Below are 10682 nucleotides of genomic sequence, written 5' to 3'. Positions count from 1 at the left end.
GCCTGTCACCACAGGCGCATCCGGCTCATGAAACCTACCCTTCCCCGCAGACCTCGCTGGCGCAGCCTCGCGCTGCTGGCCCTGTGTCTGGCGCCGCTGCTGTGGCCGCTGGAGCATCTGGCCGAGCGCTATTACCGCAGTGAACTGGCCGGACAAAACCGCCAGACCCTCGACCTCTACGTCGCCAACCTGCTGGGCACCCTGCACCGTTATGAAGTGTTGCCGCAGATCCTCGGCGACCTGCCGGCCCTGCGCGCCGTGCTCGGCGCACCGGACGACGGTGTCACCCAGGGCAACGCCAACCGTCTGTTGAAAAACATCGCAGCGCAGACCGGCGCCGAAGTCATGTACCTGATGGACACCAGCGGCCAGACCCTGGCGGCGTCGAACTGGGACAAACACGACAGCTTTGTCGGACGCAATTTCGCCTTCCGTCCGTATTTCAGCGAGGCCATGGCTGGACGTCTGGGACGTTTCTTTGGTCTGGGCACCACCTCGGCCAAGCGCGGTTATTTCTTCGCCGCAGCAGTGCGCAACGGCGAAAAAATCATCGGCGTGCTGGTGATCAAGGTCGACCTCGACCACACCGAAAGCCTCTGGGGCAAAACCCCGGAACAACTGTTGGTGACCGACCATAACGGCGTGGTGATTCTCACCTCGCGCCCGGAATGGCGTTTCCGTTCGACCCGCACCCTGAGCGATACCGAGCGCTCGGCAATCACCGCCATCCAGCCCTATCCGACCCGCGAGCCGCGCCCACTGAACCTCAGCGACAGCGCCTGGCTGACCCAAACCGTCGATATCGCTGAAACCGGCTGGAGCGTCAGCATCCTCGCTCCACGCACGCTGATCGACCGTCCGGTACGCACTGTGGTGGCGATCGGCGGCGCCACGCTGTTGGTGGTGATGCTGTTGCTCGGGCTGATGATGCAGCGCCGTCGGCATTATCTGGAACGCATCGCCTTCGAAGCCAAGGCCCGTCGTGAACTGGAAGGCCGTGTGGCCGAACGCACAAGCGATCTGGAAGGCCTCAACCGCCGCCTGAAGCAGGAAGTGCTGGAGCGGGAACAGGCCCAGCAGGAGCTGGTGCGTGCCCAGGACGATCTGGTCCAGGCTGGCAAACTCTCGGCACTGGGCACCATGTCGGCGAGTATCAGCCACGAACTCAATCAGCCGCTGGCGGCGATTCGCAGCTATGCGGAAAACGCCGAAGTGCTGCTCGATCATCAACGTACCGACGACGCCCGTGGCAACCTCAAACTGATCAGCGAGCTGACCGGGCGCATGGCCTCGATCATCGCGCACCTGCGTGCCTTCGCCCGCCGCGATCGCCACGCCCCGGAAAGCGTGGCCCTGCAACCGGCGCTGGACGATGCGCTGGCATTGCTCGCCAAACGGCGCCGCAGCATGGAAGTCGAGCTGATCCGCGACCTGCCCGCCGCCACGCTGTGGGTCGAGGCCGGGGAAACCCGTCTGCGCCAGGTGCTCGGCAATCTGCTGGCCAACGCCCTCGATGCGCTGACCGAAAAAGGCCCGCCGCGCAAACTGTGGCTGAGTGCCGAATCCACGGCCGAGGGCGTCAATCTGTACATTCGCGACAACGGCCCGGGCTTTTGCATGGAAGCCCTCGGCCGCGCCAGCGAGCCCTTTTACACCACCAAGACCCGCACTCAGGGTCTTGGCCTGGGGCTGGCGATCTGTGAAACCCTGATGCGCGCCTTCGGTGGTGAACTGTCGTTCGCCAACCACAAGCAAGGTGGCGCCTTGATCACCCTGCGGCTGCGCGCCGGCGCGCCCGGGGTCAGCCTGCAACCGTCCGAGGATCGAAGTGCATGACCATCGACAATCGCATTCAGGTGGTGTTGATCGACGACGATCCGCACCTGCGTCAGGCCCTCGGCCAGACTCTGGATCTGGCCGGGCTGAAAATCCTCCCGCTGTCCGAAGCCAAAGGTCTGGCCGGGCAACTGGAGCGTGACTGGCCCGGCGTGGTGGTCAGCGATATCCGCATGCCAGGTATGGACGGCCTGGAACTGTTGAGCGAACTGCACGCGCAGGATCCGGAACTGCCAGTGCTGCTGATCACCGGCCACGGCGATGTGCCGCTGGCGGTGCAGGCGATGCGCGCAGGCGCCTATGATTTTCTGGAAAAACCGTTCGCCAGCGATGCCCTGCTCGACAGCGTGCGCCGCGCCCTGGCCCTGCGCCGGCTGGTGCTGGACAACCGCAGCCTGCGTCTGGCCCTGAGCGATCGCAACGAACTGAGCGCACGACTGGTCGGCCATTCGGCGCCGATGCTGCGCCTGCGCGAACAGATCGGTGCGCTGGCGGCGACCAAGGCGGACGTGTTGATCCTTGGTGAAACCGGCGCCGGCAAAGAGGTCGTGGCCCGTGCGCTGCACGATTTGTCGAGTCGGCGCAACGGCCCGTTCGTGGCGATCAACGCCGGGGCGCTGGCCGAATCGGTGGTCGAGAGCGAGCTGTTCGGGCATGAGCCGGGCGCGTTCACTGGCGCGCAGAAACGCCGGATCGGCAAGTTCGAATTCGCCAACGGCGGCACGCTGTTCCTCGATGAAATCGAAAGCATGAGCATGGACGTGCAGGTGAAACTGCTGCGCATGCTGCAAGAGCGTGTGGTCGAACGTCTGGGTGGCAATCAGCTGATCCCACTGGACATCCGCGTCATCGCCGCGACCAAGGAAGACCTGCGTCAGGCCGCTGATCAAGGGCGTTTTCGCGCCGACTTGTATTACCGCCTGAACGTTGCACCGCTGCGCATTCCGCCACTGCGCGAACGCGGCGAGGACGCGCTGGTGCTGTTTCAGCATTACGCCGATGAAGCCAGCACCCGCCATGGTTTGCCGCCGCATGAACTGCAGCCGGCGCAACGCGCCTTGCTCCTGCGCCACACCTGGCCGGGCAACGTGCGCGAACTGCAGAACGCCGCCGAGCGGTTCGCCTTGGGGCTGGAACTGGCGCTGGATAACAGTGGAAACGAAGGCGGCACCACCGTGGAAGTCGTCAGCGGCGGACTGAGCGAGCAAGTGGAAAACTTCGAGAAATCGTTGATCGCCGCTGAGCTGGCGCGCTCGCACAGTTCGGTGCGCAGCCTCGCCGAAGCCTTGGGTATTCCGCGCAAGACCCTGCATGACAAGCTGCGCAAGCACGGCTTGAATTTCGCCGACAGTGGCGCCCATGGAGAAGAAGCCGAATGAACCGCGACAGCCGCTATCTGGAATCGGTGCTGCATCACGACATTCCGCTGACCCGCGAGATGGGCCTCAAGGTCCTCGCCTGGCATGAGCAGCAGTTAAGCCTGCACTTGCCGCTGGAGCCGAACGTCAATCACAAGAGCACCATGTTCGGCGGCAGTCTCTACTGCGGCGCGGTGCTGGCGGGCTGGGGCTGGCTGCATTTGCGCCTGAAGGAAGAAGGCATCGATGACGGGCACATCGTGATTCAGGAAGGCCAGATCAGTTATCCGCTGCCCGTGACCGGTGATGCCACGGCGATTTGTCCGGCACCGGAAGCGGCGGTCTGGAAGAGGTTTCTGGCGATGTATCAGCGTTATGGGCGCGCACGGTTGACGCTTAATACGCGGATCGTCAACGCCGGCAGCGATGAGGATGCAGTGACGTTCAGCGGCCAGTACGTTCTGCACCGCTGAAGCAAAAGATCGCAGCCTTCGGCAGCTCCTACAGGGGGATGCGAAATCCTCTGTAGGAGCTGCCGCAGGCTGCGATCTTTTGATCTCAGGAGCGAGCCAGCTGCAACAGTCTTGAACGCCACGCCGCTTTCGCCGGCAACGCCAGAAAGAACGCATTGAGCAGCGATTCCCGCGCCGGATAACAGAACGCTTCGCCCTGCAGATCCAGCACCTCGCCGCCGGCACCTTCGAGTACGCCCTGCGCCGCCGCGGTGTCCCATTGCGAAGTCGGCGCCAGTCTTGGATAACAATCCGCTGCCCCTTCAGCCAACAGACAAAACTTCAGCGAACTGCCAATGTTCGCCAGTTGCAACTCGCCCAGGCTAGCGCTCAAACCGGCGAGCAGACGTTCCTGCTCCGGACTGGAGTGTCGGCGGCTCGCCACCACGGTGAACGCTTCGCCGGGCGCGAGCGCGTCACGCACCTGAATCGCCACCGGCGAACCACCTTTGTCGCCTCGCCACGCACCTAACCCGGCACCACCGACATAGAAACGACCGTTGGTCGGCATCGACACCACGCCAAACACCACCCGACCGTTTTCGATCAGGGCGATGTTGACGGTGAATTCTTCACTGCCACTGATGAACTCCTTGGTGCCATCCAGCGGATCCACCAGCCACCAGCGCTGCCACCCGGCGCGCACGCTCTGCGGAATGTTGGCGTCCTCCTCCGACAGAATCGGAATACTGGAGTCCAGTGCGGTCAGCCCGGCGACGATTACATGGTGCGCGGCCATGTCCGCTGCGGTCACCGGTGAATCATCGGACTTGGCGGTGACCTCCACGCCAGAGCGCCAGAACGGCAGAATCGCCTCGCCAGCCTGCAATGCCAGCTCAACCACCGGCGCCATCAACGGATGGGGAAAAATCATCGACATCTCACTCATGACTGAAAGAACCCGCGCTGCGTCAGCAGGTCACGCGCCAGATACAGCGCCGCCAGGGCACGGCCTTCGGTAAATTGCGGGTTCTGCGCCAGCGCCGCCAGTTCACGCAGGTTGACCTTGTCGACCCGCATCGGCTCGGGCTCGTCTCCCTCCAGGCGTTCCTCGTAGAGATCGGTGGCCAGCACCACCTGGATCTTTTGGCTCATGTAACCGGGCGACAGCGACAACTCGGTCAGATGCTCCAGTTGACGCGCACCGAAACCGGCCTCTTCCTTGAGCTCGCGCTCGGCCGCTGCCAGTACATCCTCGCCCGGCTCGATCAGGCCTTTGGGCAGGGACAGTTCGTACTCGTCAGTGCCGCCGCAGTATTCCTCGACCAGCACCGCGTGTTCGCTGTCGAACATCGCCACAATCATCACCGCGCCATAACCCGCGCCTTTGCCGACCAGACGCTCGTAGGTGCGCTCCACGCCATTGGAAAAACGCAGCTTCAGTTCTTCGACGCAAAACAGGCGACTGGTGGCGACAATCTCGCGGGCGAGTACAGTGGGTTTCTGGCGCATGCAAAGCTCCTTGGCGTGAACGCGCTACTATAACGCGGCTTTCCCGATTGTTTGTGTCGGATATCTTTCTACCGCTCGAGACGTTGCCATGCCTTCTTTACCGTGGTCTGACATCGATACCGTCCTGCTGGACATGGACGGTACGTTGCTGGATCTGCACTTCGACAACCATTTCTGGCTGGAACACCTGCCGCAACGCTACGCCGAACTGCACGGGGTGAGCCGGGCCATGGCCGATATGGAATTGCAGCCGCTGTTCGAGCGCCATGCCGGGCAACTGCAGTGGTACTGCCTGGATTTCTGGAGCACCGAACTGAAACTCTCGGTGCGTGAACTGAAACTGGAAACCGCGCACCTGATCGCGCTGCGCCCGGATGCCGACACCTTTCTGCAGGCGATCAAAAAGGCCGGCAAACGGGTGATCATGATCACCAACGCCCACCGCGATTCACTGTCGTTGAAACTGGAACGGATCGAACTGGCGCCGTATTTCGAACGGCTGATCAGCTCCCACGATTACGGTTTCCCCAAAGAGAATCCGCAGTTCTGGGATGCCTTGCAGGCGGATATCGGTTTCGATCCGGCACGCAGTCTGTTCATCGACGACACGTTGCCGATTCTGCGCAGTGCGCGGGAATTTGGTGTGACGCATTTGTTGGCGGTGAAAGAGCCGGACAGTCGCAAGGGGCCGAAGGACACGGCTGAGTTTGCGGCGGTTGAAGACTACCGCGATTTGATTCGGGGACTCTGATTCCTGTAGGAGCTGCCGAAGGCTGCGATCTTTTGACTTTGATTGTTTAAAAAACAAGATCAAAAGATCGCAGCCTTCGGCAGCTCCTATAGGAGTTTTGAGTTACTCAGGGATACGCAGGGTTTGGCCCGGGTAGATTTTGTTTACATCCTTGAGCATTGGTTTGTTGGCCTCAAAGATCTTGTTGTACTGATTGGCGTTGCCATACACCGCGAGGGAAATGGCACTGAGGGTGTCGCCTTTTTTCACCACGACAAAACGTGCGGCAGCCACAACCGGCCCGGTCACCGTGATCTGATCATCAACACTGCCAACGCCTTCGATGTTACCCACCGCCAGCAGAATTTTTTCCTTCTCCTCCTGGCTCGCTACCTCACCGGTAACGGTCACCTTGTCGCCGTCCACGGTTGCCTGAACATTGGGATTGCCCAACCCGACCTTGCTGATATGTTCCTTCAACTGCTCGCTGGCATTGGCATTACCTGGGGTCAGCAGGTCGATCAGCTTTTCACCAGCTTCTTTCACAAAGCTCAACAGACTCATAGCGCACACTCCTTGATTTGGGTTCCAGACGTGAAAGCCTAGACCACCTTTGCCGAACCCGGTTCCAGACCGACCAATGACCCGTCAACGCCGCGTACTCAAGCCTTCGGCGTGCCGCCCGGCCAATTGCGGAGTCGCTTGATCGACGCCATCTATCAATAGATCGACAGTACCGATTAGACGCGACAAGTTGCCGCGCCTAGTCTTAGCGTTGATCAATCCGTCGGTGATGCCATGAACGCCAAGCGCCCAGCCTGCGCGGCGCCTGCACTCGAAACGCCCGCGCCCGCCGCCAGCCAGACCTACAGCTACAGCGATCTGCCCCTTGTGGAATCGGCCAGCACCGCGCTTGCCGAGGAAGTCGCGCTGGCGATTGCCTACAACGGCATCAGTCAGGCAGTGATGCTGGTGACGCCGACGGATCTGGAAGATTTCATCGTCGGTTTCAGCCTCGGCAGCGGCATCATCGAAGACGCCAGCGACATTTATGACCTGCAACTGACCGGCGCGGGCTCGGCGCAATACGCGCAGGTGACCATCGCCAACCGCGCGTTCTGGAACCTCAAGCAACAGCGCCGACAACTGGCCGGCACCAGCGGTTGCGGGCTGTGCGGCGTCGAGGCGGTGGAACAGGCCTTGCCTGACCTCAAAGTATTGCCCGGCGCACCGTTGCCGCCCGCTGCCTGGCTCGACGGTCTGCGCCAGCGCATCGGCGCGTTCCAGCCGCTCGGCCAGCACTGCGGCGCGGTACACGCGGCGGTGTTCATGAACGCCAGCGGTGAATTGCTGCTGGGGCGCGAGGATATCGGCCGGCACAACGCCCTCGACAAACTGATCGGCGGCCTGATCCGCCAGAAGATATCCACAGAGGGTGGACTGGCGATTGTCACCAGCCGTTGCAGTCTCGAATTGATCCAGAAAGTTTTACGCGCCGGCATCCAGACTCTGGTCAGCCTGTCCGCGCCCACGGGCCTTGCCGTGCAATGGGCCCGTCGCCACAACCTCAATCTCATCCACCTGCCGCAGAAGAATGCGCCGCGGGTCTACAGCCCAGCGATGGAGAATCAAGCGTGAGCCAACATCATCAAGCCGACCAGAAACCCGTCCCGCGCTACAAGCCTTACAAGGGCCCAGCCGGCGGCTGGGGTGCCCTGATCAGTGTGGCTCAGGCCTGGTTGACCAGCGACAACGCGCTGAAAAACCTGCGCATGATGCTCAAGACCAACCAGAACGGTGGCTTCGACTGCCCGGGCTGCGCCTGGGGCGATTCCCCGGAAAGCGGCATGGTCAAGTTCTGCGAGAACGGCGCCAAAGCAGTGAACTGGGAAGCAACCAAGCGCCGAGTGGACGGCAAGTTCTTCGCCAAACACAGCGTGACGTCGTTGCTGGAGCAGAGCGACTACTGGCTTGAATACCAGGGTCGCCTGACCGAGCCGATGGTCTACGACGCCCAGACCGATCGCTACAAACCCATCGCCTGGGACGACGCCTTCGCCCTGATCGGCAAGCACCTGCAAGCGCTGTCGAGCCCCGATCAGGCCGAGTTCTACACCTCGGGCCGTGCCAGCAACGAAGCGGCGTACCTGTATCAGTTGTTCGTGCGCGCCTACGGCACCAACAACTTCCCGGACTGCTCGAACATGTGCCACGAGGCCAGCGGTGTGGCGTTGGCACAGAGTGTCGGCGTCGGTAAAGGCACGGTGACCTTCGACGACTTCGAACACGCCGACGCGATTTTCGTCTGGGGCCAGAACCCCGGCACCAACCATCCGCGGATGCTCGAACCGCTGCGTGAAGCGGTGAAGCGCGGCGCGCAAGTGGTGTGCATCAACCCGCTGAAAGAGCGCGGTCTGGAACGCTTCCAGCATCCACAACATCCGTTGGAAATGCTCACCAACGGCGATAAGCCGACCAACACCGCGTATTTCCGTCCGGCACTGGGCGGCGACATGGCAGTGCTGCGCGGTATGGCCAAATTCCTCTTGCAGTGGGAGCGCGACGCGCAGAAAGCAGGCGCTCCAGCCGTGTTCGACCATGACTTTCTCAATGCCCACAGCGCCAACGTGCTGGAATACCTCGGGGTTGTCGACGACACCTCATGGGAGCAGATCGTCGAGCAATCCGGCCTGACCCTGGTCGAGATCGAGCAAGCGGCGCGCATGTACGCCAAAGGCAAGAACGTGATCATGTGCTGGGCGATGGGCATCACCCAGCATCGCCACTCGGTGCCGACCATCCAGGAAATCGCCAACCTGATGCTGCTGCGCGGCAACATTGGCAAGCCAGGCGCGGGTCTGTGTCCGGTGCGCGGCCACAGTAACGTGCAGGGCGACCGCACCATGGGTATCAACGAGCGTCCACCGGTGGCGTTCCTCGACTCGCTGGAACGGCGCTTCCAGTTCAAGGTGCCACGTGAAAACGGCCACAACGTGGTCGAGGCGATCCACGCCATGGCCGAGGGCCGCGCCAAGGTCTTCATCGGTCTGGGCGGCAACTTCGCCCAGGCCACACCGGATAGCCCGCGCACGTTCGCGGCGCTGAGCAACTGCGACCTGACCGTGCAGATCAGCACCAAGCTCAACCGCAGCCACCTGGCCCACGGTAAAGACGCGCTGATCCTGCCGTGCCTGGGTCGAACCGACATAGATATCCAGACCGAAGGCCCGCAAGCGGTCACCGTGGAGGACTCGTTCAGCATGGTTCACGCCTCCAACGGCCAGTTGCAGCCGCTGTCGAACCAGATGCGCTCGGAGCCTGCGATCATCGCCGGCATCGCCGCCGCCACGCTGGGCAGCAAGCCGGTGGACTGGAACTGGCTGGTGGCCGATTACCGGCGCATCCGCGACCTGATCGCCGATACCATTCCGGGCTTCAAGGACTTCAACGAGAAGGTCAAGAACCCGGGCGGGTTCTACCTCGGCAACAGTGCCGGTGCACGCAAGTGGAACACGCCGTCGGGCCGGGCCAATTTCCGCGCGAACATGTTGCCCAAGGACCTGGTGCATGAACGTACCCGTGCCACCGGACAACTGCCGGACCTGATCCTGCAATCGATGCGCTCCCACGATCAGTACAACACCACGATCTATGGTCTCGACGACCGTTATCGCGGGGTCAAGGGCCAGCGCGATGTGCTGTTCGCCAACGAGGCCGACATCATTCGCCTGGGCTTCCGCCCGGGGCAGAAGGCCGACATCGTGTCGATCTGGGACGATGGCCGTGAGCGTCGGGTGAAGGGCTTTACGTTGCTGGCGTTTGATATTCCTGCGGGGCAAGCGGCGGCTTATTACCCGGAAGTGAATCCGCTGGTGCCGCTGGAAAGCACCGGGGATGGCAGCCATACGCCGACGTCGAAGTTCATTGCGATCCGGCTGGAGGCTGCAAGCGAGACTGGGTTGATCATGGCCAAATCTGCGTAAAGCGTTGCCTGGACTGATCCCTTCGCGAGCAAGCCCGCTCCCACATTGGAATGCATTTCAATTGTGGGAGCGGGCTTGCTCGCGAAAGCGGTGGCACATTCAACAAAACTCTTTGTACCCTGCACCATTCCAACGCCCACAAAAAAGGCCGCTTTTTCACAAAAGCGGCCTGTCCGAAGTAGCTAAAGACCGGCGAAAATCGCTTAAGTTCCGCATACAAAACAGCAACTTGCATAATTGTATACAAGTCGTGTTATTCGTCGGATTTCGATTGTCAGCCATGATACAGAGCCTCAGGATCGCGCCGTCATCCCTTTGAGGCTCCTCTATGAAGTTCTCCTCGATTCTCTTGTTGTCCCTTGGCCTGGTCAGTGGCTTCGCTTCTGCCGGAGGCACCACCGAAGCAGGTGTGGGCGGCGCATTGGGCGGGGTTCTTGGCTCGGTCGTCGGTCAGTCTTTAGGCGGCAGCACAGGTTCAACCATTGGCGCGGCCCTGGGCGGCGCGGGTGGTAGCGCGGTCGGCGCGAACAAACACAGCCGTGGCGAAGCGGCCATTGGCGGTGCGTTGGGCGCAGCTGGCGGTAACGTGGTCGGCCGCAGCATGGGCGGCACCACCGGCAGCCTGATCGGCGCCGCAGCAGGTGGCGGCGCCGGTGGCGCGCTGGGTAACTACATGGGTAACAAGAGCAATGACGATGATCGTCATTACGATCGCGGCCGTGACGACCGTCGCTACTACCGCGACCGTCACCCTGGCCGTGGCCACGCTTACGGCCATCGCAAGCATCACCGCTACTATCGCGACTAACCC

10 protein-coding genes are annotated in these 10682 nt (G+C 62.0%); 7 read left to right on the top strand and 3 right to left on the bottom strand.

Going from position 1 to position 10682, the window contains the following annotated elements; translation table 11 throughout:
• Positions 1-27 precede the first annotated feature (27 nt).
• The 3 genes from CKW11_RS13590 to CKW11_RS13580 are packed head-to-tail and all read left to right on the top strand — an operon-like array spanning position 28 to position 3667.
• On the top strand, positions 28-1836 hold the full coding sequence (locus CKW11_RS13590; protein WP_095137931.1) for an ATP-binding protein: 1809 nt from the start codon (positions 28-30) through the stop codon (positions 1834-1836).
• Entirely contained in the window at positions 1833-3215 is a 1383-nt protein-coding gene (locus tag CKW11_RS13585; RefSeq protein ID WP_095137930.1) for a sigma-54 dependent transcriptional regulator, read from the top strand. The genes CKW11_RS13590 and CKW11_RS13585 overlap by 4 nt, the downstream gene beginning before the upstream one ends.
• Entirely contained in the window at positions 3212-3667 is a 456-nt protein-coding gene (locus CKW11_RS13580) for a YiiD C-terminal domain-containing protein (protein ID WP_095137929.1), read from the top strand. Before CKW11_RS13585 ends, CKW11_RS13580 begins: the two co-directional genes overlap by 4 nt.
• 85 nt (positions 3668-3752) lie before the next feature.
• Here CKW11_RS13580 and cysQ read toward each other — a convergent pair whose 3' ends face one another.
• Positions 3753-4580: a 3'(2'),5'-bisphosphate nucleotidase CysQ gene (gene cysQ, locus CKW11_RS13575; RefSeq protein ID WP_095138242.1), complete on the bottom strand. Its 828-nt coding sequence runs from the start codon at positions 4578-4580 to the stop codon at positions 3753-3755.
• Between the two features lie 11 nt (positions 4581-4591).
• Positions 4592-5158 carry an ADP compounds hydrolase NudE gene (gene nudE / locus CKW11_RS13570; RefSeq protein WP_027611223.1) on the bottom strand — a complete coding sequence of 189 codons (567 nt, stop codon included), beginning with the start codon at positions 5156-5158 and terminating at the stop codon, positions 4592-4594.
• Positions 5159-5246: 88 nt separating this feature from the next.
• Here nudE and yrfG point away from each other — a divergent pair, with 88 nt between their 5' ends.
• Positions 5247-5909 (top strand): GMP/IMP nucleotidase, encoded by a 663-nt coding sequence (yrfG, locus tag CKW11_RS13565; RefSeq protein WP_095137928.1) that lies wholly within the window; start codon positions 5247-5249, stop codon positions 5907-5909.
• 102 nt (positions 5910-6011) lie between these two features.
• On the opposite strand, the gene lysM is transcribed toward yrfG, so the two are convergent.
• Positions 6012-6452 (bottom strand): peptidoglycan-binding protein LysM, encoded by a 441-nt coding sequence (gene lysM, locus CKW11_RS13560; protein WP_027611221.1) that lies wholly within the window; start codon positions 6450-6452, stop codon positions 6012-6014.
• Between the two features lie 234 nt (positions 6453-6686).
• Here lysM and fdhD point away from each other — a divergent pair, with 234 nt between their 5' ends.
• The 3 genes from fdhD (at position 6687) to CKW11_RS13545 (ending at position 10679) form a co-directional block, all read left to right on the top strand.
• Positions 6687-7526, top strand: coding sequence for a formate dehydrogenase accessory sulfurtransferase FdhD (gene fdhD, locus CKW11_RS13555; protein ID WP_095137927.1), 840 nt, complete (start codon positions 6687-6689; stop codon positions 7524-7526).
• Positions 7523-9871, top strand: a complete 2349-nt coding sequence (locus CKW11_RS13550; protein WP_095137926.1) for an FdhF/YdeP family oxidoreductase — start codon at positions 7523-7525, stop codon at positions 9869-9871. Before fdhD ends, CKW11_RS13550 begins: the two co-directional genes overlap by 4 nt.
• A 328-nt stretch (positions 9872-10199) precedes the next feature.
• Entirely contained in the window at positions 10200-10679 is a 480-nt protein-coding gene (locus CKW11_RS13545; RefSeq protein WP_095137925.1) for a glycine zipper domain-containing protein, read from the top strand.
• Positions 10680-10682 lie beyond the last annotated feature (3 nt).

The organism is Pseudomonas sp. Irchel s3a10, from assembly GCF_900187525.1.
Lineage (GTDB): Bacteria > Pseudomonadota > Gammaproteobacteria > Pseudomonadales > Pseudomonadaceae > Aquipseudomonas > Aquipseudomonas koreensis_G.
Note: the sequence above shows the minus strand (reverse complement) of the source record. Positions and strands in the feature narration are given on the sequence as shown.

Excerpts from the sequence above, each read along its gene's own strand:
- CKW11_RS13580 (WP_095137929.1), top strand. The coding sequence starts at position 3,212 with ATGAACCGCGACAGCCGCTATCTGGAATCGGTGCTGCATCACGACATT.
- yrfG (WP_095137928.1), top strand. The coding sequence starts at position 5,247 with ATGCCTTCTTTACCGTGGTCTGACATCGATACCGTCCTGCTGGACATG.
- cysQ (WP_095138242.1), bottom strand. The coding sequence starts at position 4,580 with ATGATTTTTCCCCATCCGTTGATGGCGCCGGTGGTTGAGCTGGCATTG.
- CKW11_RS13585 (WP_095137930.1), top strand. The coding sequence starts at position 1,833 with ATGACCATCGACAATCGCATTCAGGTGGTGTTGATCGACGACGATCCG.
- CKW11_RS13590 (WP_095137931.1), top strand. The coding sequence starts at position 28 with ATGAAACCTACCCTTCCCCGCAGACCTCGCTGGCGCAGCCTCGCGCTG.
- fdhD (WP_095137927.1), top strand. The coding sequence starts at position 6,687 with ATGAACGCCAAGCGCCCAGCCTGCGCGGCGCCTGCACTCGAAACGCCC.
- CKW11_RS13545 (WP_095137925.1), top strand. The coding sequence starts at position 10,200 with ATGAAGTTCTCCTCGATTCTCTTGTTGTCCCTTGGCCTGGTCAGTGGC.
- lysM (WP_027611221.1), bottom strand. The coding sequence starts at position 6,452 with ATGAGTCTGTTGAGCTTTGTGAAAGAAGCTGGTGAAAAGCTGATCGAC.
- nudE (WP_027611223.1), bottom strand. The coding sequence starts at position 5,158 with ATGCGCCAGAAACCCACTGTACTCGCCCGCGAGATTGTCGCCACCAGT.